General features: G+C 47.6%; 14 protein-coding genes. 7 read left to right on the plus strand and 7 right to left on the minus strand.

Going from position 1 to position 25,647, the window contains the following annotated elements:
• Positions 1 to 3: 3 nt before the first annotated feature.
• On the minus strand, positions 4 to 1,311 hold the full coding sequence (gene der / locus ACO08K_RS02950; RefSeq protein WP_421794898.1) for a ribosome biogenesis GTPase Der: 1,308 nt from the start codon (positions 1,309 to 1,311) through the stop codon (positions 4 to 6).
• Positions 1,312 to 1,625: 314 nt separating this feature from the next.
• On the opposite strand from der, the gene ACO08K_RS02955 reads away from it, so the two are divergent.
• The 3 genes from ACO08K_RS02955 to ACO08K_RS02965 all read left to right on the plus strand — a co-directional run bounded on the left by ACO08K_RS02955 (position 1,626) and on the right by ACO08K_RS02965 (position 6,575).
• Positions 1,626 to 3,620 (plus strand): hypothetical protein, encoded by a 1,995-nt coding sequence (locus ACO08K_RS02955; RefSeq protein WP_421794899.1) that lies wholly within the window; start codon positions 1,626 to 1,628, stop codon positions 3,618 to 3,620.
• Positions 3,621 to 3,757: 137 nt separating this feature from the next.
• A complete protein-coding gene (locus ACO08K_RS02960; protein WP_421794900.1) occupies positions 3,758 to 5,872 on the plus strand; it encodes a sensor histidine kinase in 2,115 nt (704 codons plus the stop codon).
• Complete coding sequence (locus tag ACO08K_RS02965) at positions 5,844 to 6,575, plus strand: LytR/AlgR family response regulator transcription factor (protein ID WP_421794901.1); 732 nt, start codon at positions 5,844 to 5,846, stop codon at positions 6,573 to 6,575. The genes ACO08K_RS02960 and ACO08K_RS02965 overlap by 29 nt, the downstream gene beginning before the upstream one ends.
• A gap of 416 nt (positions 6,576 to 6,991) precedes the next feature.
• Here ACO08K_RS02965 and ACO08K_RS02970 read toward each other — a convergent pair whose 3' ends face one another.
• Positions 6,992 to 9,658 carry a DUF6797 domain-containing protein gene (locus ACO08K_RS02970; RefSeq protein ID WP_421794902.1) on the minus strand — a complete coding sequence of 889 codons (2,667 nt, stop codon included), beginning with the start codon at positions 9,656 to 9,658 and terminating at the stop codon, positions 6,992 to 6,994.
• A 312-nt stretch (positions 9,659 to 9,970) separates the two neighbouring features.
• Here ACO08K_RS02970 and ACO08K_RS02975 point away from each other — a divergent pair, with 312 nt between their 5' ends.
• The 4 genes from ACO08K_RS02975 (at position 9,971) to ACO08K_RS02990 (ending at position 13,825) form a co-directional block, all read left to right on the plus strand.
• A complete protein-coding gene (locus ACO08K_RS02975; RefSeq protein WP_421794903.1) occupies positions 9,971 to 12,370 on the plus strand; it encodes an ABC transporter permease in 2,400 nt (799 codons plus the stop codon).
• 189 nt (positions 12,371 to 12,559) lie between these two features.
• Positions 12,560 to 12,796, plus strand: a complete 237-nt coding sequence (locus tag ACO08K_RS02980) for a DUF433 domain-containing protein (protein WP_421794904.1) — start codon at positions 12,560 to 12,562, stop codon at positions 12,794 to 12,796.
• Between the two features lie 3 nt (positions 12,797 to 12,799).
• Entirely contained in the window at positions 12,800 to 13,156 is a 357-nt protein-coding gene (locus ACO08K_RS02985; protein ID WP_421794905.1) for a DUF5615 family PIN-like protein, read from the plus strand.
• A 63-nt stretch (positions 13,157 to 13,219) separates the two neighbouring features.
• Complete coding sequence (locus ACO08K_RS02990; protein ID WP_421794906.1) at positions 13,220 to 13,825, plus strand: riboflavin synthase; 606 nt, start codon at positions 13,220 to 13,222, stop codon at positions 13,823 to 13,825.
• 10 nt (positions 13,826 to 13,835) lie between these two features.
• Here the strand turns inward: ACO08K_RS02990 and ACO08K_RS02995 are convergent, their stop codons facing one another.
• From ACO08K_RS02995 to ACO08K_RS03015, 5 genes are all read right to left on the minus strand, one after another.
• The gene (locus ACO08K_RS02995) at positions 13,836 to 15,464 is read right to left on the minus strand and encodes a hypothetical protein (RefSeq protein WP_421794907.1); all 1,629 of its coding nucleotides are present in this window, start codon (positions 15,462 to 15,464) and stop codon (positions 13,836 to 13,838) included.
• Positions 15,465 to 15,512: 48 nt separating this feature from the next.
• Positions 15,513 to 16,883 (minus strand): glycoside hydrolase family 140 protein, encoded by a 1,371-nt coding sequence (locus ACO08K_RS03000; protein WP_421794908.1) that lies wholly within the window; start codon positions 16,881 to 16,883, stop codon positions 15,513 to 15,515.
• A gap of 287 nt (positions 16,884 to 17,170) precedes the next feature.
• The gene (locus tag ACO08K_RS03005; protein WP_421794909.1) at positions 17,171 to 20,449 is read right to left on the minus strand and encodes a VCBS repeat-containing protein; all 3,279 of its coding nucleotides are present in this window, start codon (positions 20,447 to 20,449) and stop codon (positions 17,171 to 17,173) included.
• 90 nt (positions 20,450 to 20,539) lie between these two features.
• On the minus strand, positions 20,540 to 22,114 hold the full coding sequence (locus ACO08K_RS03010) for a SusD/RagB family nutrient-binding outer membrane lipoprotein (RefSeq protein WP_421794910.1): 1,575 nt from the start codon (positions 22,112 to 22,114) through the stop codon (positions 20,540 to 20,542).
• A gap of 59 nt (positions 22,115 to 22,173) precedes the next feature.
• Positions 22,174 to 25,209 (minus strand): SusC/RagA family TonB-linked outer membrane protein, encoded by a 3,036-nt coding sequence (locus tag ACO08K_RS03015; RefSeq protein ID WP_421794911.1) that lies wholly within the window; start codon positions 25,207 to 25,209, stop codon positions 22,174 to 22,176.
• Positions 25,210 to 25,647 lie beyond the last annotated feature (438 nt).

Raw genomic sequence — 25,647 nt, forward strand, 5'->3', positions numbered from 1 at the left:
CAATTATTTCTTGCGGAAGAAAATACTGATGGTAACGCCCGTGAAATTATAGTTTTTCCGCAACTGGTTTTCCAAAAAGTTCTTGTAGTTCTCCTTGACGTGGGTCGGGAAATTGCAGAAAAATATAAAAGCCGGATAGGCCAAGGGCAATTGAGTGATGTATTTGATTTTGATGAACTTGCCACGGTGGGAAGGCGGAGGTGATTTTTCAATTACATCCAGCAGCAGTTCGTTCAATTCTGAAGTTTTCACCTTGCGGTTGCGGTTTTCGTACACTTCGAGTGCTGCTTCAACCGCCCGAAAAATCCGGGTTTTGTCCAATACTGAGATAAAGATGACAGGTACATCCGTAAATGGAGCAATCCGTTCCTTGATCACCTTTTCGTAATCCCGGGCGGTATTGGTTTCTTTTTCAACCAGGTCCCATTTGTTGACCAAAATGACAATGCCTTTATTGCGGCGCTGGGCGAGGCGGAAAATCGCCTGATCCTGGGCTTCCAGTCCCGTTTGAGCATCAATCATCAGGATACACACATCACATTCTTCGATGGCTTTGATGGCACGCATGACAGAGTAAAACTCCAGGTTTTCGTGCACCTTGGCCTTTTTGCGAATCCCAGCGGTGTCTACCAGAATAAATTCCTTGTCAAACTTGGAATACACGGCATTGATGGAATCACGCGTGGTTCCTGCTATATCCGTTACCAGGTTGCGCTCTACTCCCAGCAGGGCATTGGTCAGCGAGGATTTGCCCACGTTGGGTTGACCAACGATGGCAAATCGGGGCAGGCTGTTTTCATTGGGGAGCTCGTCTTCATTCAGATGCTCCGCCACTGCGTCCAAAATTTCCCCACTCCCACTACCGGTGAGTGAACTCAGGAAAAAGGTATTTTCAAAGCCGAGGCTCCAAAATTCATTGGCTTCAAACAAACGTTGGCCGTTGTCCACTTTGTTGACCACCAAAAAAACGGGCTTTTTGCTGCGGCGCAGCAAGTCCGCTACCTGGTCATCCAAATCGGTGATTCCGGTGGTAACATCCACCATAAAAATAATCACCGTGGCTTCTTCGATGGCAATTTTGACCTGTTCGCGGATGGCTGCCTCAAAGACATCTTCCGAGTTTTGGACAAAACCTCCCGTATCCACTACGGTGAAGTTTTTACTGTTCCAATAACTACTGCCGTATTGCCGATCTCGGGTAACCCCAGAAGTGTCATCCACAATAGATTGGCGTTCCCCAATCAAGCGGTTAAAAAAAGTAGATTTGCCTACGTTGGGACGCCCTACTATCGCGACGATGTTGCTGCTCATGATAACAATGTAGTGGGGCAAAAATAAGTGTTCATTTTTTCTGAGCCAAAGGATTAGATAAGAAACTTAAAATGAATCGTTTTCTTATCTAATCCTTTAGCAAAATGAAACACTTATTTTTTTATCGCCCCGATGGATTCAGAAAAGGCGGCAAAGATAAGGAAAATACCTCTTTTTTCTGTTTAAATTTTACTCAATTTTAAGGACTTATGTCGATTTTTCAAAAATACAGCTTTCAGGATAGAAATTCCAGTAATAATGGATTATCCCCAATTTTTAGTACCTTTTGGCTCTGTATTCACCCACAGCTCCTAATGAAAGCAGCAAAAATAAATCTACACCTTCTGAACACCCTGATGCTGTGTTGTTTTTTGTGTGCTACTATCGCTGCACAAGGCCCGGCCTATTTGGAAGCTTGTGCCATCCATTCCGATTTTGATTCTTGCCGCCTGGGCTCGGAATTGCGCATATTGACCTCATCCAGGCCCATTCCCTTTCCATTGGCTCAAGCCCAGCTCCGCGGAGGGCAGGGGTTGGCGCTGGTAGGCCCTGATCATTTTGAGCCCAAGGGCAAATTTCAACGCGGTTTGTATGAATATTGGCTGGCCTTTCGGGTTGAAAACCGTAGTGGTCAAAACTTTCCTCTGGGCATTGAACAATCTTTCATCAAAAATGCTTGGGTCGAAGTGGATCGCCGCAGTTACCCTTTGCCCAAACCCAAAGCCCAAAAACAACAAAACATCGGCTTTAACCTGGCTGCCAATCAAGTGTATCGATACACCTTGCCCAAAGGCAAAACGGTCATTTTTTACCTCCTGATCAAAGACAATCGCCTCGGTTTGGACCTCGCACCAACCCTTTGGAATCTGGATGATTTTAGGGTGGCGCAGGCATCTAAATTGAAAAATCTGGCGTTTGGCCAAACCATCTTTATCAGCCTGTTTTTTACGCTGGCCATCGTGAGTTCCATTTTTTACTTGTCTCGCCGACGCGAGGTATTTGGGTGGTACACCGCCTTCAAATGGAGCCTGGCGTTTTATTTTTTACAGGAAATCATTGATCAAAATGCGGTTGAAAGTGCTCAAGCTCCTTGGGTAGATTGGAATTACACCAAAGCCGGGCTTATGGTGGCTATTTTTTATACCTACCTGCAGTTTATTTATTCCTATGTAAAAAAGCGGGTTGGAGCGGAGTGGTTTGAATCCATCCAAGACAGGGCCAAACTTTTTTTACTGGGCTATTTTTTGCTGGACTTAATCCTGCTTTGGCTCGATCAGCTTTACCTTAGCTGGGTGTTGTTTTACCTTTTTCTCTGGTTTGTGGTGTTGTTCAGCATGCGGGCGATCTGGTTTTTAAGCAAAGTCAATTACGCACCAACCAAATATATCCTGCGCAGTGCTTTTGCCTTGATTGGGGGCTTTTTCCTGTCCTTGCTTGCTTTTACTTTTTTTGAAAAGCAGTTGAGTAGTGTGCAAGGCGTTGATTTGGGCTTTTTACCCATTGGAATAGGTGGCCTTTTGGAGAGTGTGTTCTTTTTGGTGAGTTTGGGTGAACAGGAAAAAAGCTGGTTGCAGGAGCACCTGGCTTTCCGCGAACGGGAAACCAAGGCCCTGGAGCAGCGACACATCCACGAGCGCCGTTTGCAGGTAACCCTGGAACAGGAATTGGCCGCAGTTAAACGGCAACTGGCCATTCAGGAAGAAGAAATTGTCAGCAATCAAAAACTGGACTCAAAAAATCAACGCGAACTGGCCTATAAGCGGCTCCAGCTGCGCACCCTCCGCTACGGCTTTTTGGCCAAAACCAGTGATGACATCCTGCAGCAACTCAACCAACACCTGGCCAATGAGCAGGTACAAGCGGCGGATGAACAGCTCACCCGCTTTGGCGGTTTCGTGCGTGATTTATTGTTTTTTGCTGCCGAACCAAGTATTGCCATTCAACGGGAATTAGAACTCTGTAAACGCCTGGTACAACTCAATGATTTTGCCATCGAGTTGCCTGGATCAACTTTGCAACCACAATGGCAGTGTCCTTCCTTGCTGTTTTTGTCTTTGTTGTACCATAGTGCAAAATTTCCAACATCGGGCAGACCGGGGCTACGGTTGATACAGGAAGAAGCAGAAGCTTGGGTGAAAATCAGTTTACAAAGCGACAACTTGGGGTTTGAACTCTCCAAAATCCAACCGGAGATTTGGATGGATGCCCAGGAGCAGTTAAAAAACTACAATCTGGGTACAGATTTTAGTGGCACACTGGAAGGAAGTCCGGGGGGCTGGACCGTGAGCATCCACAAAAAACAACCGTGAGATGATCGTGGGGATTTATTCAACAAAAGGACGCGTTTGTTAAAAACCAAAAAACGAACGCGCCAAAATGCTTAGCATAGGGGCAATAAAAAAATAAGTGCTCATTTTGCCCCACTACATAGCCAAAAATATATTCTATGAATAGGTTCTGCCAATGGCTGCTTTGTTTTTGCCTCTGTGGGTTGGTTCAGCTCTTGCCAGCTCAGCCCCGGATCAATGTGCAGGCAGTTTTGGACCAGCCACTGACCAATGAAGGCCTCAGCTATTCTTTTCAACCATTGGTATTGAACTTCCCTTCTAGCATTGCAGTAACCCCATCATCCGTTCAAGCCTGGTACCTTGCCAATGCTCATTCGGCTAAAAACCAGACCAATAAATTCCCTGCCGACGGCAAAAGTGTATTGAGCGTTTTTGTACTCCACAATCCAGGACGAGATACCGCAAGGCTCATTTTTCCCCTTCCTACCCTCAAAACCAGGTTGAAATTTGGAATGATCCAGCGGGAAAAGGGACGGCCCTTACATTTTTACAACGAAATCAGCAGTTGGGATCGACAGTCGTACAGCAGTCTGGTCTACCGCCCCGAGGAGGGAAAAGTCCTGCTAACCATTCCCCCACTGCAAAATGACACCATTTTTGTGTTGTGTAAGGTGGCCAAAAAACACCAATTCCAATTGTACAGCGCCCAAGGGTATCAGGAACTTACCGGGGTACCGGCTTTACACTACCTGATGTTTTATGTTGCTTTGCTGAGTTTTTTAAGTTTTTCGATGTTGTTGGGGCTCATCCAATACCTGCAACAACGCGATAAAGCTTTCATTTACTACGTAATTTACCTGGGTTTGATGTGGTTTTTGATTTTTCGCCGCCTGGAAAAAATCAATCCCTTCCTTGATCTGGGTTTGTACTTCCCAGCTGCTTCCTGGTGGTGGGAACACTTGCGGGCGCCGGTTTATTTGCTCTCTTTTGTGGCCTATCAAATATTTATTTTTTACTTGCTTCGCGACCGGCTGCAGTGGAAATGGTTGGAAAAATTCATCATTTGGAGCAATGTGATCCTGGTTTGCCTGATTCCGGTGCATTTCCTTACCAAGTTGTACTGGGAACGCCTGGATTTTATGCAGCCGGTGTTGGCACCTCTGTCCATTTTCTGGATTTGGAATTTTGTGAAGTTGTACCAACGCAAGTTGGGGGTGATGGTCGGTTGGGTGCTGTTTGGCTCGTTTTTGGCGGCAGTGGGTGCCATTCTTGGCAATTTTATCGGCACCCGACTGGGAGGTGAAAGTCCCCTGACTTTTTTGCATCTCGGGGACATGCCCCTGCACGTAGCCATAATTGTGGATGTGCTCTGTTTGGCGGTTGCGCTGAGTTTTCGGCACCATACCATTTTACGCGACCGCAATGAAGCCCAAAACCTCGCCTTAAAAACCGCTAAAGAAAACGCCAAACACGCGAAGACGCTCAGCGTTGCCAAAGAACTGGAGTTGGATCAAAGAAAATTGGAGCTTCAGGAGCAAAGTAAAGGTCTGATTCAACAGCAAATCAACGTCATCGGTACCCAAAAGCAGCAAGCCTTGGCCGAAACTGAATTGCTGGCCCTGCGCGAACAACTCAAGCCCCATTTTGTAGCCAATTGCATCAATTCCATCCGCAACCTCATCGCCCGCGACAAGGCGGGCGATGCAAGTTTATACCTATCTAAATTGGGCATTTTATTGGGGCAAATCTTTGAATTGACCGAAAAGTCCAGCATTTCTCTGCGGGAAGAACTGGATTTGCTCAAATTGTACCTCGACCTAGAACAATTGCGTTTTCGGGATCGTTTCAAGGTCGTTTTTGAACTAGATCCTGACATCCACCTCGATGCCATTCAATTGCCACCACTTTTGTTGCAGCCCTATGCCGAAAATGCCATCAAACACGCGTTTAAGGACAATTCTCCGCATCAAGCCCTGGTGATTGCGGTGACCATGAATGCTGAATCTACGGTCTTGCTCAGTATTGAAGACAATGGGATTGGGCGCAAAGCCAGTAGCGAAAAAGGCAAAGAACTTTCTCTGGCCAGCTCAGGTGTTGGCATGGGTTTGTGTGCCGACCGCCTCAAACTGTTCAATGAACGTTTTAATCAAGCCGCAAGCATAAACATCGTTGACCTTGCCGATCGTGGTACGAACACTGGCACCCGCGTTGAAATCCATTTTCCATCCCCAAAAACTGAATACCATGATGATCAAAACCATATTGGTAGATGACGAAAAAGACGCTCTGGAAGTATTGGAGCGCGACTTGAGCAATTACTGCCCGGATGTGGTGGTCATCAAACAGTACCAATCAGCGGTAGAGGCCAAGGCTGGTATTCTGGAACTGCGCCCTGATCTGGTTTTTCTCGACATTGAAATGCCCGAAATCAAAGGGGTTGATTTGGCCAAAAGCCTCAAGGAAGAGGGGTTTGCGCCCGCAATTATTTTTGTGACAGCTTATCCGCAGTTTGGCGCCCAGGCTTTTGAGGTGGACGCAGTGGATTACCTGATCAAACCAGTGGAAGCGGATCGTTTGCGCCGGGCAGTAGAAAAATACATGACCCACAACCTCGAAGGGCAGATTGCCGAATTGAATAAAAAAGCGCCCACTTTTATCCGCATATCCAGTCATTCGGGTTTTGATTTATTGAAAATCGACGACATCTGTTATTTGAAGGCGGATGGCCCGATCACCCGTTTTTACATGGCAGATAACCAGCCCGTAGGCGCAGGTAGGAACCTGGGTATTTTTGAACGCTCCCTGGCTGGTAAGGGCTTTTTCCGGGTCCACAATGGCTATTTGGTCAATTACAAATACATCCGGCAATACGACAATCGCGAGTCCTGCATCGTGCTCAGTACCGGGGCCAAAGTACCCGTTGCTCAGCAGCGTTTGCGCGAATTTTTGATTTGGTTGGATGGGTACACGGCTTAGGAATATTTTCGTGTAAATATATTGTGTTTTTAAAAACAGTTCATCTGTTATCTGAATGTGTGTAATTGTCCTTTTTTGCCCATTCCCCTATTTAGATGAAGTACTTTTGAGAAGTCAAAAACAACTGATAATAGCTAAATCTCAAATCCAGTGAAACTTGGATTCCAGTACAAGTAATGCTAAATTACCAGTTAACTGAAATGATTTTGTTAAACACCACTGATCCCTACATTTAATTCCCATTAACCGTTTGACTTTTGTAAAACCAAACACCTTCCTCCTCTCCCTGCGGTGCCACAATAGAACATTGCTTTAACTTATCCCAATTCCACCTCCACCGCAGGGGAGTTTTTTCTTTCCTTCTTAATTTTCACCAATAATTGTATACATTTAGCGTCCAGCTCTAGGTAACCATTCTATTTCCCAAGTTGATGAATGGTGCCTTGAATAGAGCCTTTTAATGCCTCACCTTTGGTGTTTTTGATGTTGTAATCGATGGTGATTACGTCCACTTTTTCCAGGTTTTTAATGCTCAATTTCAAACTACTGCCTTCTGCTTGGGCTTTGCTTACTTCCAAAACTTTCTGGTCCAATCGTTCTGAGCCGTATTTTTTACTCCTCAGCAATTGCCAGGTTTTTACTGTAAAATTGGTCAAATCAGTGGTAGAGTTTGGGTCCAGTTGGGTATCAAAATTCAGTATTATGCTCTCTTCGAGTACCTGCATTTTAATGGGAATCGGAAGTGTTTTGCCCGTATAGCGAACCCGGTACAAACCGCCCCCGCGCATCATTTGGTTGGTGCCCCAGGCCGACATTCCACAGGCATACAGTTGGCCATCCGCAGGATTGAACCTACCACGCATGACCCCGGTAAGGAATTTAATTCCCGGCAAATCGATCACCGCTCCTTGCTCTTGCCCATTGACGGTTTCTTTCAGCACATACTGAATCTTTCCATAGCCATAAGAAAGGCTCAGCAGGCCACCATTCAAGGCACCCCATTTTTTGCTGTCGACCCACACCATTTCGGAGGGTGAGCGGTCGTAGTTCATGTCGACCCACACCAATGGCTGCTCCATGGCTGCCCGTGACGAATCTTTTGGCGGGTTGTAGCCCCACATATTGCCGTAAAATTTCCCTACCCCTTTGACCCAGTTGATGCGATTCATCGGATTCCAATAGCCCTGTTGGTCGGTGACAATAAAGCTACCGTCGGGATTGATACATACTCCATTGGCGGCTCTAAAACCCGTGGCGATGATGTCGGTTCTAGAGCCGTCTGCACTAACTTTCAGCAAAGTTCCATGTTGTGGAATGAGCGCCTCCCGGGCGTGCCGGCCACTTTTGGCATAATAAAAGTTGCCTTCCTGGTCGGTTTGTAGGCCCATCGCAAATTCATGGAAATGATCGCTTACCTGATGATCGTGGTTGAAACTTTCATAAAAGTCGGTTTCCTTGTCTCCGTTCAAGTCCTGCAGGCGCACCAATTGGTCCCGACAAGTGACGTATATTTTTTCAGCTACTATTTTAATGCCCAGAGGTTGGAACAGCCCCGAACCAATGCGTTGCCAGGTCAGGACACCTTTGGGGTCCAAAAGCCCCTTGATCAACCAAATGTCGCCATCGGTGGCACAGGCGGCAGCGGTATTGGCATCTTTAAAAAAATCAATCCCACTCAATTTCATGCGACAAGCCCAGGGATTGTCGAAGGGTGGGGTCAATTGATCAATGGCAAAAGGGCCATCTTCTTTCCCCTTGGTTGCAAAGGTTTTAATGGTTTCAGGATAATGAGCACGGCCTTTTCCCAGGGTGTATTTGATCAAAGATTCGGGCTCAGGCCAGTTCTGCTTAGAAAAGTCGGCATCCTTGTCGCCAATCATTACACAAACTTTTACCGGATTTTTGGCATCGATGCTGAGGAAAATCTGCCCATTTTCTTCAACCAGGGTAGCTCCTTTGCCCGAGATGCTTACTTTGGCCGGCAAATTGGCCACCCGCATTTTTAGAATAGAATTGGAAGGTGAGACATTCAGTGTTCGGGTAAAAATGGATGAGTTGACGAACCCGAATTTTTCTAAAATAGCCGATTCACCAACGGTATAGGAAAGAATGACTTGGTCTTCAAAATGATAAAGGCCTTTGTAATTGGCCCAGGGTTTAGGCAGTGGCCCAAACTTCCTTCCATCACGAGCTACGAAGCGAGGGTCCTCAAATTCTCCAGTTGTTGGATTTGCCCACCCTGGGCCTACGGGCGTTTCAAAGTGGAGCTTACCGATGGTTCGCGGGTAAGTTTCGTGTTTGTCGTTGAGCAATATGGCGTTCCAATCGATAAAACCCTCGCCGGTGTATGCCCCTGCGACACGCATGAGGTCGTGGTCAAAAATCATCCAGGCTTTGCCTTTGGAAACCCCACCAGCACCCTTGTCCAAACGCACGGCAATACCTTTGTACGCAAAATTGTTTTTCGAGTAGTCTTCGTCCCGGAAAGGGGATGGGCCGGGGGAGTGATAGCGGGGAATGCCCGTTTTTTCGTCGGCTAATTCGTAAGTGTTGATCAGGAAATTCCCATAATCCATGTCGGCCCAGGGCTGGTAAGGTTTAAGAGCTGGCCCTCTCGATGTGCCTTTGGGCAGCGCAGCAAGGTATTCGGGGGTTACTGGCGCAAGGGGTGAAGTTTTGTTTTTGGACACCAATTTGGTTTGGATGTAATGGATGACGTCGTATTTTTCTTGAGGACTGAGCGTCACTTGTGGTGGCATGGCACCGTAGCCCTGAGTGATGGTTCGGTACATGGCATAAGCATCATTGCCTGCTTTAAATGGCTCGGACCAAAACTTTAAGGACATCGGGATGGAGCCTTCGTTTTCTTCGTCTCCGTGGCAATTGATGCAGTTGGCATTGTAAATTCTCTCCCCCCTTGCCAATGCTTTATTGTCAAAATCGCGGATAAAGCCAGCGTGATCCAGGTTTTTTTCAGCATCTGCCAGGCCGTTTACAGAAAGGCGAGTGGCTTTATTCCCTGTTTTGCAGTTGAGGAGAATAGACCCAAGTACAAACAAAATATAGAAGTGGCTCTTTTTCATCGTCGTGCAGGTTTTAGGCGTCGCTTCTAAAATACAAAAATGTCCAGTAGTAAGACCCCATGCTTACAAATATACAATCTTACACCTGAGAAGTGTATTTCGCTATTTTGGAAGTGGCTTTGGTTGATGCTAAAAATGTCCGAAAACAGATCGAATTGTTCAAAATCGAACAGGAATTCATTTTATTAAAAACTGATAAACAATATTTTAGACACGTGGCATGTTCTTTGCGGATTATTCCTTGGCAACTCCGCAAAGCTGTGTTGCGGGCCGATTAAACGCTGAGCTTTTATTGAAAAAAGACCTAAGCTTATGTTTAACAAAAACCTGTTACTCGCCCTCCGTACCCTGAAAAAGCATTTGGGATACACCCTGCTCAATCTTACCGGGCTAAGCATCGGCCTGGCTGCCTGCTTACTCATTCTTTTATACATCAGCCATGAGCGCAGTTTTGATCAGTTTCACCTACACAAAGATCGCTTGTACCGGGTGAATTACGACGTACTGATGGGCAATGAACAGGTGATTTCACCTTCGGTTCCGGTATTTGTGGGGCCGGAGTTGAAGCGCCGTTTTCCAGAAGTAAAGGATGTTACCCGGTTTTCGACAGAATGGCGGCCTCGAACCATTCGATACAAAGACCGCCTTTTCGACGAATCGGGATTTGCCTACGCAGATCCCAATTTTTTTGATTTGTTCGATTTTAAAGCCCTCAAAGGTGATTTAAAAAGTGCCCTGGCGCGACCGAATACCCTGATTTTGACAAAAAGTATGGCCCAGAAATATTTCGGCGACGAAAACCCTATTGATAAAACTCTGAATTTCAACAACAACAAAGATTATGAAGTGGCTGCAGTGATGGAAGATGTGCCAGCCAATTCGCATTTTTCTTTCAATTTTCTCACTTCGCATTACAGCCTTGAGGGTTACGCTCAGTCGGAAAAAAACATTGAGTGGAACAACCCCAATTATACAACCTGGGTTTTGCTACAACCAGGAGCCAAGTTGAACACACTGGCGAAAAAAATTGAAAATTGGATCTATCCGCCGGAGGAGAAGATCACCCAAAGAAGCTTGCACCTGCCCCTAGAACCCCTCAACGTGGTGCATTTCAATACGGAGGTTTTTAATTATTCTGATGCTTTGGCCATTACGGATAGTCGGTATTTAGACCTCCTAGGTGCCATTGCCTTACTGATTTTGGGCATTGCCTGTATCAATTACATCAATTTGGCTACTGCCAAGGCGTCGGTAAGGGCCAAAGAAACGGGGGTGCGCAAGGCATTGGGGGCCAAGAAGGGCCAATTGGTAACCCAGTTTTTGGGTGAATCCTTCATTTTAGTATTGCCTGCAATTGTTTTATCGGTCGCATTGACTGCTTTGACCCTGCCGATGTTGAATGAATTACTCGGCAAAGAAATCCCATTCCGACTCCTTGAACCCAATTTTTTATTGGTATTGACGGTGGCCTGGGTTGCACTTTCCTTTTTGGCAGGTTTTTATCCGGCCATCGTATTGGCAAAATACAAGCCAGTGACCACCTTGAAAGGGAACCCAGACTCCATGCAGCATTCCGGATTGCCCCTTCGCAAGGTTTTGGTGGTCTTCCAATTTGCCGGGTCAGCTTTTTTGATTGTGGGCAGCGTAGTCATCGGAGCGCAACTTCGCTTTATGCAATCGGAAAAATTGGGGATGGATAAAGATCAGGTGGTTTATTTGCAGGGAAACGCCGATTTACGCGATCAGTTGAAGCCGTTTTGTACAAAGTTGCGCGGACTGAGCGGGATTGAAAGTGTTGCACAAACCCATCGTTCGCCCTTTGAGACCGTCATTGGCAACGGCTTCTCGCTCAATCCCAATCCTAAAGACAATAGCGATTGGCACATAGTAGGGGGTATCGGGGCCGACGAGCATTATCTTCCAACCCTGGGAATTTCAATGCTGGCAGGGCGCAATTTCGATCCTAAAAAAATAAGTAGCGACAATGTAATTACCGAATTCATTGTCAATGAAGCTTTTTTGAAGCATTACAACCTGAAGCCAGAAGAGGCCATTGGCCGCAGGTGTAGGTTGTTCAATGAGGGAACCATTGTAGGAGTGATCCGCGATTTCCATATCGCCTCCTTGCGCACGGAGGTAGGCCCCGTCGTGTTGTACAATGAGGCGGGTCAATTCAGCAGCGCCCTGTTGCGCGTTGGAGCCGGCCAGGACTCACGCGCTTTATTGGCTAAAGTGGGGCAAATTTGGAAAGAAACTGTACCTATGCGCCCTTTCAATCCATCTTTTCTCGATGATCAATACGACCAATTGTTCCGCACGGAGCAGCGCATGGGCGCACTGATGGCTATTTTTACCGCTTTGGCGGTATTGGTGGCCTGTTTAGGCTTATTCGGACTGGCAACTTTTGTCATTCAACAGCGTACCAAAGAAATCGGCATCCGCAAAGTGTTGGGCGCCAAGGTCGCTGGCATTACCCTGCTCCTGACCAAGGATTTTTTGAAATTGGTGTTTATCGCCATCCTCATCGCCATGCCGATTGCTTATTATTTCACCAAGCGTTGGCTGGCCGATTTTGCTTACCGCATCGAGTTACAGTGGTGGATGTTTGCACTGGCAGGCCTGCTGGCAGTGGGCATCGCTTTTTTGACGGTAAGTTTTCAAAGTGTAAAAGCGGCCCTGATGAACCCGGTGAAGTCGCTGCGGAGTGAATGATGGGCTATTTTATTGGGCGGTTTTGAGGGAATGGAGCAAGTTGTGAAATTGTTCTGGGAAGGTTTGTGCCTGGCGGGTAGGATTGCCCAGCGGAGTACACATAGCTCCGAACTGGGTTGCTGCTGCTACCGTCCGAATGGAGAAAGATTTTCTTTATTTTCAACAAATTTTCTAGTATTTTTGTAGGATATGGAAACTATCATCGAACGCATTACCATTAATTCTGAAGTCTCGCATGGCAAACCGAGTATCCGCAATATGCGTTTTACCGTAGCGCAGTTGCTGGAGTTGCTTGCAGCAGGTATGACTCATGAAGAAATTCTAGAGGATTATCCCTATTTGGAGCAAGAAGATATTTACGCTTGCTTATTGTTTGCTGCTCGCATGGCAAATGTAAAATCAATTATTCCGCTCGTTGCCGCTTAGCATATGCTCAAATTTATAGTTGATACTCAACTCCCATATAAATTAGCGAAATTTCTAAATGCGAAAGGTTGTGATACAATTCACACTACTTTTTTTCCAGAAGGACACTTACTGCAAGACAAAGAAATCCGAGAAATAGCTGCACGAGAAAATCGAATCATTATTACTAAAGACAGTGATTTCTTTGATGCTTACCTAGCACAAGGCGCGCCACCTAAAGTATTGCTGCTTCAATTCGGCAATATCAAAAATGAGGAATTAATTGCTTTATTTGAAAACGAGGTTTCAAATATTGAGGCCTTGTTTACTGCTGGTGCGGAATTGGTGCTTTTTGATAGGTTGCAATTGACCGTTTATTAAATTTACACCCGCATCTTTTCTCTCTTAAGCTTGTTTATGTTTGCACACAAATTCAATCTCTGTATGTTCACAGGCATCATCGAATCACTGGGCGAAGTCAAACAAATCCGCCAGGAAGGCAGCAATGTACATTTCAGCATTGCCTCCAGCATTTCTGCTGAGCTCAAAATTGACCAAAGTGTGTCCCACAATGGGGTCTGCCTCACGGTGGTAGCCATCCAAGACAATATCCACACTGTCACGGCCATCGAAGAGACTTTAAAACGCAGCAACCTGGGGCAATGGCAAGTCGGCAGCCTGGTCAATCTGGAACGGGCCATGCGCTCGAATGGTCGCCTGGATGGGCACATCGTACAAGGCCACGTGGATGGCACAGGTGTGTGCACCAAAGTCGACGATCGTGATGGCTCCTGGAATTTTCATTTCCGCTACACACCTACCGAAGAGCATTTGCTGGTGGACAAGGGTTCAATTTGTATCAATGGCGTGAGTTTGACGGTGGTGAGCCCGGTGGATGACCTGTTTTCGGTATCGATCATTCCTTATACCTATGAGCATACTACCTTTCAGTCGATTAAGGAGGGGGATTTGGTGAATCTGGAATTTGATGTAATTGGGAAGTACATTGCGAGGTATGCGCAGTTGTATTTTAAGGCGATGCCCGCTTAGTCATTTGTTGCTAAAACACCCGAATTTCCCCCGCCTCAAAATCCACCTCAAACCCCAGTCGTTCCTTCTGGCCGTTTTCCAATAACAACAAATCCTTTTTCAGAGGGTCACTGGAAGTGGTATCCACGATGCAGACCGGCTGAAATTCCGCAATCTGCTGCAAATAATCCGCCAGGGGTGAAGAACCATCTTGGGGCAAAACCCCTTTTTCACCTACCCATTCAAAATAACTCAACGCCGCACAAGACGCCAGGTATTTTATACTCAGCAATGTCCAAGCCGCAGCCAGGTGGCTATGTTGACGAGGGTCAATCGCATCCGCCGGGTTGGGATTGTGTCGCGCCCGCAAGGTGATGGGAGCAGCATGGATGGCTTTGCCCGGGGCAAAACTTTGGGCAGTCCGCACAACATCCCGCTGGGCACTCAGGTTTTCGATGATCGTGAGCGTATCGAAGGCATGTACCTGAGGATTGGGTGAAAACTGTAGAAAATCAAAAGCAATTGTTTGAGGGCGATTGCGATTGAGTTGGGTAAAGTAGCCGTCGGTGCCGAAACCAACTGGGAGGTGAGGAAAGTTGGCTTTCAATGCCGCGTAGGCGGCCTCCATCAAGTCCGCCGCAGGTACCGGACCACTTGCTGACAGGATACAAAGTTGTTGGATTTGGTCGCTAAGGGGTTCTAATCCCTGGGTCAAAGGGGCAAGATCCGCAGTTGACCTTAAGGCCACACTGAGTCCCAGTTTTTTGTTTTGCAGCTTTGCAGTTTGCGCAGCGGCGGCCAGTTTTTCTATCCAATCGGGCTGATCCAGTTTCAACAGCAAGTTCAAAAAATCAAAGGGTAAGGCTGGCGTTTGTGGCGTAAAATCTGTGTTCCAGTCTGTTCCCAGCTTCGGAAATGCATAAGTCTGTTCCAACACTTTTATCTCCAGTTGTTCAGGTTCCGTATTTGCTACGGCATTGGGCTGAGCTTGCAGGATAAGTTTTTGCTGCATTCTTTCGCCCTTTTGCACCTGCACCGGATAAGGGATCGACAAGGGAGTACTGTAAGTTTTGTAAGAACTATCTGTCCAGTTGCGCTGGTCTTCCATTTCAAAAATGTCCCCTTCAAAAAAGAGTTGTACTTGCAGGCCAGGGGCGGGGCTCCACTCCATGCCTTGTACTCCGATAAAAGGTTGATGGGGGCTAATCAAGCTGGGAAAAGTTGAAGCTTCCCGGCTGCCGTCAGGATGGATGATGGATACGGGTTTTCCCGCACAGGTATCGATGGGCTGCAATACACACAAGCCGATGCGGTTGCGCTGAAAATCAGCCAGGGCTTCGCCCAGCATGGTCACACTCAGACGGCCTTCAGCGTCGCCCTCGAATACATAATGCGCCTGAAAATCTACAGCCTCCAACTGGTAACGCGCCGTGTATTCGATGGAAAAGGATTGGGCTTCAATCTGGATTCTTTCACTGAGGATTTGTGCCGGAGCGGTGCGCCAATGTTGGTCGCGGATGGCCGGGTAAATCATGCGCAAAACTTCACAATTCCCCAAACGGAGGTAACGGAGTTTACCCGCTTCGTAAACGCCAGTCCAGGCGCCTGCTCGGAATGAAGTTGTTGCAGGCAGGTCTTCACTTGTTCCAAAGTATCCCATAGCGGTCTTGTTTTGGGGTGATAAAAGATAAGTGTTCATTTTACCCCACTACTTTGGTACTGGATAGCCTTTGCTGCTGTCATCCAACAACAATACCCAATCCTGACCGTAGCCACTGCTGGGTGGGGTGAATGCTTTTTGTCCTACATTGGGCACCTTGTCGGCCACTTTGGTTTCGCCATTGCGCGGATTGTACCAAGTGGCCTGGAGGGTTTTTCCACTGATTTTACCCAAGTTGACCGTGAAGGGTTTGCCCTGCGAAGAATAGACAAAAAGATAATCCTTACCCCGGGTGGCCTGCACCCGATCGTGTTCAGCCCGGGCACTGGTAATCAGGCTTTGGTCAGGAACCCGATCAAGCATGGGACGGGATTCCATCAGTCGGCGCAAGTATTGCATCTGGGTCGCGCCAGGCAGATCCATTGCTTCTTGCCAGACTATATGGGGCCCATTGACTGGCTCACGGGTTTTGTCGTACATCTGCCAGATGTCGTGACAACCGTAAGTGTGGCCACAAGCACCGGCAAACACATCCAAATAGGCGTGTTTGCGCACATCGTAAGCACTGGAGGTGCCCAGGTCTTTGGCATTGAAACAAACGGGGTGGTCTTCGTAAATGGTTTCCCCGTCCAGTACGGGTTTGATGGGTGTCTTTTTATAAGCGACCTGGATGCGGTCCCACACGTTGTTTTCGCGGCAGTGCCCGGTTTGAAACATGTTGAAATCCAGCCAGGCATCGTTGTGGAACCATTTGGAGGAGCCACCGTCTTGCAAGTCATTGGGTTGGGGGTGAAAGGTCATCAAGGCTTTGTCTGTGCCCCCTACTCCATCGATGACACCCGCAGCCATAGCCCGCCAAACGGCCAGGTCCTGCTCATTGCGGGGATTGCGGTCGCCCCCCATGATCCAGATGATGTTTTTGCGGTCTTTGTACCGGGCACCAATCCATTGACCGTAGATTTTGGCATTTTCTGGAGTGAAAATTTCAGGTCCAATGCCCCAGCGGTCTTTAAATACTTTATCCCCCCAGGTGGGTAACAAGCCAATAAACAGGCCCAGTTCGGCCGCTTTGTCCACAATAAAATCGACATGTTTGAAATAGGCGTCGTTGGGGGTTGTTGGGTCGTTTTTCCACAAAGGTTTGTCACCATAGGGATTAGGGGTGTTGAGGCCGTCCATTTCGGCCAGGGCAACAGCCTGAATCACCGTAAAACCTTTGGCAGCTCGATTGCTCAGGTATTGAGTGGCCTCTTCCCGATTCAGGCGGTGGAACAGCTCCCAGGCGGTGTCGCCCAGCCAGAAAAAGGCGGAGCCATCGGCTTTGACGAGGTAGCGTTGATTGGTGCTAACTTTGAGGGGCCCTTGAGCGAAAGAAATGACGCTCCAAAGCAGGGTAATGATGCAGGTTGTAACTCTCATAAGATCTGAAGTGATGTAGTATTCCGAATAGATCTGGATGTAAGTTACGAAGTAAGGCATGAGAAAAAATAACCTAGCCTAAATTTAGTTTGCCTAATTCACTTTTAAATGTAGAACTAGATTGGAAGTTTTTGCTTGAACAGCTTGCGCTAAAGAACTTATCGAAAGTCTGAAACTTTTGATAAGGTTTTACATGCACCATTTTGCCTATAAAAATACAATCCATATTGCCAGCCTCATTTATAAACTTAGAGCCCGATTAATGATTCCTTTTTGAACATCATTCCTTACAAACCCAGGCGATAAGTTTGTACAGCCTGATCATTGATGCCAAAAATCAGCTGAGTCCCTGTAGCTGTTTTGACCTGAATAACATCCCGCACATCCGCACGAAGCTTCAATCCAGACTGAGGACTTGTACAAGCCTTGAATTTCCCTTTGCCATTTCCGAGCAAAACCAGGCCATGATTGGCTGAATAGTGCCCAAATTTGACCCTGCTGGTTTGGTTGTTGCCTGCGGCAACGAGATCCAAATGCCCATCGGCATTCACATCCAGGGATTCCAGGGCATAAATGGGGGAAAATTGGGCCTCAGGGCACAAAGACTGCATCTCGAAACCTTTCCCGGTGTTTTCAAAATAACAACTTTGTAATTGTACAGCATCCAAGGTTTGCGCCCCCTGCAACTGCTCCTTGCTAAACACATCATTAAGCGTGGCATTGGCATAGGCTGCATAGCTGGTGTATTTTTTCTTCAAAAAGACCAATTGTTCCAGCAGGTCATCCCGCGATGCCGCCGGGTAACTTTTACCGCCGATGAAATAGCAGAGGATTGGATTGATGGCACCCGAGCCCATAAAATCTTTGTAATGCAAGGTAACAGGTTCAGCAATTGAGGCTTTGAACTGGGCGTTGGTTCCCAGATTGCCTGCCACTAGATCCAGGTCGCCGTCTTGATCAAAATCTGCCGCCACGAGCCGATTCCACCAACCGCTGGAGGCCTCGACCGACCAGGTATTGCTGGGTTGTAACTGGCCTTTTTGCTGGATGAATACCTGTACAGGCATCCACTCCCCGACTACAATTAAATCCATTTGCCGATCCTGATTGAGATCGGCCCAGCAGGCGTCGCGTACCATCCCCAGTTGGGCGAATGCTGGCGCAAGGCTGGCGCTTTGGTCGCTGAATTGGCCTTTGCCATTGTTGATCAAGAGCGAACTGGCGGGAGCAAGCGGGTATTTGGAGGGGATGACGTAGCCTCCAATGAACAAGTCCTGGTCCCCATCCCGGTCTACATCTGCAGCACGTACGCAGGCGGCGGACTTGCTTTCAGCGGGGAGTGCGCTGGCATTTTTGCTAAAATTTCCCCGGCCATCATTCACATAAAGGCGATCCTGGAGCGCAGGGTCATTTTCAGCAAATTCGTAACCACCGCTGGCTACGTAGAGGTCGAGGTCTTTGTCTCCATCGGCATCGAAAAATAAGGCATCGCTGTCTTCGCAGCCCGCATCCGCTTGGAAAGGGGTGTTTTTTTGCACTACCCAGTTGCCATTGGAGGCCTGCATGTACAATACACCTACTGAACCTTTGGCAGCACCAATGTACACATCTTCCCGGCCATCTCCATTGACATCTCCTTTGGCCAGATGTGGTCCACACCGCGATAAAAAATGCGGCAGCAGGGGCTGGGTTTTGAAGTCCTGAAACTTGTTCTCCAGGTGTTGATGGCTTAGGTTGTTGGTCGCCAAAAAGAAAACTTTTTCTGCTTGGGCAGCAAAAGCGAGCAGGCTTTGGGCTTTTTTGATTTGCAGGGTCTGATTGGATTTTACATTATTCAACACCTGTTTTTGGCCATCATTCCAAACGACTACGATCGAATCGACTTGTTTGTTTTTGCCTAAACCAAAAATCAGGTGACGCTCCACCGAAGAGGCATAACCACGCGAAGGCATCTGCTGCTGGATTTGTTGGCCATCCCGGGTAAAGACCTTCACCTGGGTACCAATTGCCTCGATGTTGGGGGCCTGATCCTGGAGTTGAATTTTCAGGTATTGATTGCCCGTTAGGGTTTCGGCGTTATTGCGGTAAAGGCCTGCTGCTTCGTCTATTTTGTTGATGACCAGGTCCAGGTCGCCGTCATTGTCCAAATCGGCATAGGCTGCGCCCGAGGAAAAGCCCTGACCCGCCAAACCCCAATCCTTGGTGACCTTGGCAAAGTGCAGGTCACCACGATTGTGGAACATGTAATTTTCCGTTTTGGAGCCCGGCATTTTTTCCAATAATGCCTGAATGAGTTCTTTTTGGCTCAGTTTCCGCTCTGATTCACTGGCGAGTTCGGCGGAAAAACGCAGGAAGTCCATATTGGTGTAATCCTTCACATAGCCGTTGGTGACGAAAAGGTCTTTTTGACCATCCAGGTCATAATCGGCAAAAAGCGCTGACCAACTCCAATCGGTGTTCGACACACCCGCCAGTTGGCCCATTTCACTAAAGGTACCATCCCCATTGTTGAGTTGTAGCATGTTGCGGCTGAACTGGTAATGGAAGCCATTTTGGAAAAGCATTTGCACCTTGTCGTAGTTCTCGGCACCGGAGTGCATTTTTTGAGTGGCGTTGTCTTCGGGCAACATGTCGAGGGTGGCCAGGTCTATTTTTCCATCGTTGTTAAAATCGGCTGCATCGCAACCCATCGAGAAGAGTGATACGTAGTCGAAGGCATCCCTGACCTGTTCTTTAAACGTGCCATTTTGCTGGTTCACAAAGAGGTAGTCTTCCTCGTTGAAGTCGTTGCTGACGTAAATATCCAGCCAACCGTCGTTGTTGCTGTCAAATACGGCCAAGCCTAAGCCAAAGCTCAGCACATTGCTGGTAATCCCGGCCTCTTCGGTAACGTTGCTGAAATTCCCGCCATCATTGCGGTAGAGTTTACTGCCGTACAACTCGTTTTTTTGTTGCTTCAAGCCAGTCATTTCCTTGCGAAAACCGGCGTATTCATTGGTGGAATGGTTCAAAACAAACATGTCCAGGTCGCCATCCCGGTCCATGTCAAAAAAGGAGGCATGGGTAGAATAGCCTTCGTCGTCCAGGCCATATTGCTCAGCGCTTTCTGTAAAGGTGAGGTCTTTATTGTTGATAAAAAGCAGGTTTTTACGGCGCGCCGCTTCCACATCTGCCGAGCGGCAAATGTAGATGTCTAACCAACCATCCTGATTGATGTCGACCATAGTTACCCCGGTGCACCAGCCTTGTTTATCGGCGATGGTGGACTGCAGAGTGATATCTTTAAATTTGAAGTTGCCCTGATTGAGGTACAGGCGGTTTTTGACCATGTTTCCAGCAAAACAAAGGTCGCTCAACCCATCGTTGTTGATGTCGCCTACGGCTACGCCACTGCCATTGTAAAAGTATTGGTAATTGAGCACATTGAGGTCGGGGCTTTCGATCAGCAGATTGCGAAAATCCACTCCGGTTCGGCCTTTGCTCAGAGGGCTGAACAATTGTTTTTTGGAATCAGAACAAGCCGTTAAAAGCCCGATTAGTAATAAACCTAGCAGTAAACCTCTCATGTGATTTGGTACTTCAGGAACGATTAAAAAAACAGGGACAACGTTTTGGTTACGTTGTCCCTACAATATTATCAAAAATTAAGCTTGAAATCAGTTTTTATCCCACCACAGCGGGGTGCTGGCTTTGTCCGGTCCACCCAATAAGGCGGCGGCAGCGTCCACAGCTGGTTTGTTGGTGTTTTTCTCCAGGTCAAGGAAAGGAATGCGGCGTAGGAACTGGCCTGCAGGTACATCCGCGTTCTCGCTGTTGACCGGTGCGTACAATTTAGGGTAACGGGTACGGCGGAATTCAGCCCAGGCTTCGATGCCATCAGGATACAGGGCCAACCATTTCTGGGTACCAATTTGTTCACGTTGCTCGGCTACGGTAGCACCCCATTTCACCGGGATGTTTGACAGGGCAGGTGAATTTTGCTGATCACCCGGAGCAATCGGTGTTTTGGTACTGTTGATGTATGCAGTTATGGCCGCAGCATCGGTGATGCCCCATTGCTTCATTGAGGTTTCCAGGCCTTTTTCGTACAATTCCTTGGCGGTTCCACCTACACTCCAACCATTGAGGGCGGCTTCAGCGCGCAACAGATAGGCTTCAGCAGCATGCATGATGTTCTGAGGTGTGGTATTCTGGCCAGACCAGGCGGCACCTTTACCTCTCACCCAACGCTCACCTACGTTCGAGTTGTTGTCGTTGCCATTGGCTGCGATACCCAACTGAGCAGGCGACAAGCCATTGCGCAAACCTTCGTAGGTACCCGTGTTGCTGGCAGGTTGGAAGTACACACCAATGCGGGGGTCTTCAAATCCTTTCAACACGGATTCCATAGAGGCACTCATGCGGAACTCATTCCACACCGAAATGCCGGAAAGGCCATTAAAGTCTGCTCCATCCTGAGATTTCACCATGTAGGCGTCATCCGCGATATCGGTCATTACCCCACTCGCAACCGCAGCTTCGGCTTCGGTTTTGGCTTTAGCAGCATTAACCTTGGAAATCCGCATGGCCAGGCGCAAGCGCAGGGTATTGGCAAATTTGATCCACTTGTTCACGTCACCCTTATAAATCAGGTCGAAGTCGCCGTATGGCTTATCGCCGGTTTTTCCTTTCAATACCGTTACCGCTTCATTCAGCTTCACAAAAAAGTCGTCGTAAATTTTGTCCTGTGCATCGTAAGCAACCGTTTTGCCAGGCTCGCCCGCTTTGAAGTAAGGTATTGGGCCATAATAGTCGGTCACCCGGTGAAAGGTGTATACCCACATGATTTTGGCCAGGGCATTTTCAGCAGAATTCGGGTCGGTTTGTTCCAACAAGGTTTTCAGCTGAGGAACTGCCTCGGTGTAAATGGGTGTCCAGTGCCAGCGCATCCAGTCCATCCGGATCACATAACGGTCGGAAGGGAAGTAAGTAGCCGAGGTGGCATAATATTGGGCATAAAGGTCGGCAAAAAGGTTTTGTGCAACCTGATACCGCCAGAAAGCATAAGAAGAAGCCGACTGCGCCTTGGAAAACAGGTAAGGGAACTCTGTTTTGGTCAAAGTGGTCAACTTGGTCTTATCCGTATTTAATTCCTCGAAATCCTTCGTACAAGAAGAAAGATACACCGACGAGGCGATGGCCAAAGCGGCCAGAATGCCAAGCGATATAAACTTGGTTTTGAAGATTTTCATGGTATTTGACATTTTAATTTTAGTTTGTTAAAGATCACAATTGGTGCTTTGAATTAAAGTTAAAAGGTCAACTTCAGGTTCAAACCAATCGTGCGGGTAGAAGGTAAGTTGCCGTATTCAACCCCTTGGTAGTTCCCTGAACCCAGGTTGATATCCGGGTCAAAATTCAACTTACGCGTTGGTACTCCAGGGATGTCCAGGATCGCATTACCTCTGTACAAAAACAAGAGGTTGCGGCTCACCAAAGACAACTTGGCCGAACGGATGAATTTGCTGTTCAGTTTAAAATCGTAGCCCAGGGCCAATTCACGAATCCGTACATTGGTTGCGTCGTAGGTGAACAATTCGCCCCAGCTGTAACGACCACCGGATACCGTAGTCCAGAAGGTTTCTGCGTCGATGGCCTTGGTGTTCTTCTCACCAGTGGCAGTTACTGCGTCCAGAATCCAGCCGCCGGTACGGTTGGCGGTGGTGTAGGAGGCTGTACCGTCAAAAGCCAGGTTGGCTTCAGTACCGGAAGTCATTACACCTCCGAAGCGGCCATCAATCAAGATGTTCAAAGACAAACGGTTGAGGGTAAAGGTATTGGTAAGGCCCAACATGAAGTCAGGGTTGTAGTTGCCCACCAAAGTACCACCAGAACCGCTACCTACAGGTTTGCCACTAGCATCAACCACCAAGCGACCTTGTGCATCACGTTTCCAGCCTTCGCTGTACAAATCGCCAAATTTGCCTCCTTCCTGCACCAGCGGACCAGCTGTACGGCCATAACCTCCACCGAGGAAGGCCTGCTTGATGTCAGGATGCAATTCAATTACTTTCGGATTGTTTTTGGCATAGTTCACAGTGATGTCCCAATTCAAACCTACCTCTTTGCGGATCACACCAAGGTTAAGGGTCAATTCTACCCCGGTATTCTGGATGTTACCGGCATTGATGTACTGGCGATCAAAACCTGAAGGGGCCGCCAATTCCAATTGCAGCAATTGGTTGACTGAGTTGGTTTTATACCAGGTAAGGTCGATGCCAACCCGATTTTTAAACAAACGCCAGTCTAAACCAAATTCCAAAGAAGTAGTCAACTCAGGCTTGGCATCAGGAATTGGTTGAGTCCCGTCGCGACGGATAAAGCCACCCGTTCCACCTTGTTCAAAGCTGTAGGTTTGGAGCAAAATCCCCTGTGGTACGTCATTACCTACCCGAGTCCAGGACCCCCGAACTTTCATAAAACTCACCCAGTCTGGCAAGTTGGTCATCTCCGAAAGAATGGCATTCAAACCCACGGATGGGTAGAAATAGGAGTTGCTTTCCGGAGGCAGGGTGGAAGCCCAGTCATTGCGCCCGGTCAGATCGAGGAACAAGTAATCTTTCAAGCTGATTTGAGCTGAAGCAAAAACCGATTGGATTTCCCGCTTTACGTTGGACGTACCGGTAGAACGGTTGCGGGCAAAGCTCAGGTCAAACTTATTGGGCACCAACAAACCTTGGGCCGAAGCAAAAGTTTGGCTGAATTCTCTACGGGATACCGAGGTACCAGCCACGTAATTGACGCTGATGCTTTCGGTCAGTTTGTTGCCCCCGGTCAGGAAAGCTTCCAGGTTGCGCTCCATTACATCGTAATACCCTTCTTCATAGGAGCCACCTTGCTGCGCAAACAACAGGGTTTTGTCATAAAAAGTACGAGTAACTTTATCGGTATAGCGGTCGATGCTGGCGCGGCCGGTGATTTTCAACCAATCGGTCAGTTGGTAGTTCGCTGCCAGTAAAGAAGTAATCCGGTTGCGGTTTTCACTGTTCAAAGTGCGGTTCAAAGTCCAGTAAGGATTCATGTAAATGGAAGAAGAAGTCCAGTATTTAGGATTCCCACTTTCGTCTTCAAAATCCTGCATGGTTGCGTCGCTGATGCTCCGGGGTACTTTGTACAAGTTCATCACGATTCCACTTTCTTCCCCCACCTTGATCTTGTTGTTGATCACCTGGTTGGTGTAGGTAACTTTAGCATCCGTTGACAAACGAGAGGTCAATTGATTGTTGATGCGCAGGGTGATGGTATTCCGCTTCAGCTCGTTGTTGGGGATAATGCCCTGGTTCTGCGCATTGGAATACGACAGATAGGTTTGCATCTTTTCCGTTCCTCCTTTGATGCCAATCGAGTTGTTGAGGGAAATGGCATCGCGGAAAAACGCGCTGATGTTGTCGGAATAAGTAGTGGCTTTGCCGCCCCAACTACCGCTGGAAGTGGTGTTGGAGACGCCGCCGTTGCCCTGTCCAAATTCATTTTGCACATCGGGCAAAATGGTTGGTGCTTCGGTCACGATACCAGAGTTGACATCTACGCTTAGTTTTCCAGCCTTACCTTTTTTGGTAGTAATCAGGATCACCCCGTTGGCCGCACGGCTACCATACAATACCGCTGCCGCAGCACCTTTCAGGATCGACATGGATTCGATGTCATCTGGGTTGATGTTGGCAGCACCGTCGGAGCCGTTGTAGCCACCAAAGTCGTTGCCGACACTACCGCCTACAGTAGTATTGTCAACGGGTACCCCATCGATTACAAACAAGGCATTGTTGTTGCCTTGAATAGAGCGGTTGCCCCGCAATACAACCCGGGTTGCGCTACCAGGGCCTCCAGCGGCCTGGGTGATCGTCATCCCGGCAACTTTACCAGAAAGGGTGTTCACAAAGTTCGCATCGCGCACTTCGTTGATGTCCTCTCCTCCAATCTTTTGAGCAGCGTAAGTCAATGTTTTTTGGGCGCGTTCGATCCCCAGGGCAGTAACCACGACTTCGCCCAGGGTAGCCCCCTCAATGAGTGTAATGTTGATAACAGATTGGTTGCCTACTGCAACTTCTTTGCTTTCAAAACCGATCATCGTTACTTGTAAGGTGGCGCCGGCTTGCACCCGAAGATTAAAATTCCCATCCAGGTCGGTGACCGCTCCATTCGTGGTTCCTTTTTCCAGAATGTTGGCACCAATCAAGGATTCGCCTGTGTTGGAGGTAACTTTACCCGACACGTTGATCTGTGCCAAAGTAAAGGATACCATTCCCAGCAACAGTGCGAGGGTTAGGTAAAACCTTTTCTGTTTCATAAATGAAAATTGGTTTGGTGAAAAATATACAGCCATGTACAATGTGATTAGGGGGCAGGCTTGTATTTGTAAGATTAAGTCCCAAACACACTCCTGAATAGATTTATAGGCATTGCTAAAAAAAATCTATGTTCTTACTGTTTGCTTATAGTGTATAGAATTAAAAAAGTACCTAGACAAAGGTAAATTTTTTTATTAATTGTGTGTGCGCACACACAGAAAAAAAGTTTTACTGATCCAAAAAAGAAGCTTTCTCGATACGGCCTATTTTTCTATTTCAAAATATTATTCTGTATACTGAGCCAATATTATGAAGTGCTGTTCGCCGAAGAGGCCAGCATGAACAAAAAAAGGGAATCCTGTAGTGATCCTACACGATTCCCTTTGTTCGGTGCTGAACTGATTTTTTATAAGATCAATTCAAAGTTTCTGATTAGC

This window comes from Haliscomenobacter sp. (assembly GCF_965225875.1).
Taxonomy (GTDB): Bacteria; Bacteroidota; Bacteroidia; order Chitinophagales; family Saprospiraceae; genus Haliscomenobacter.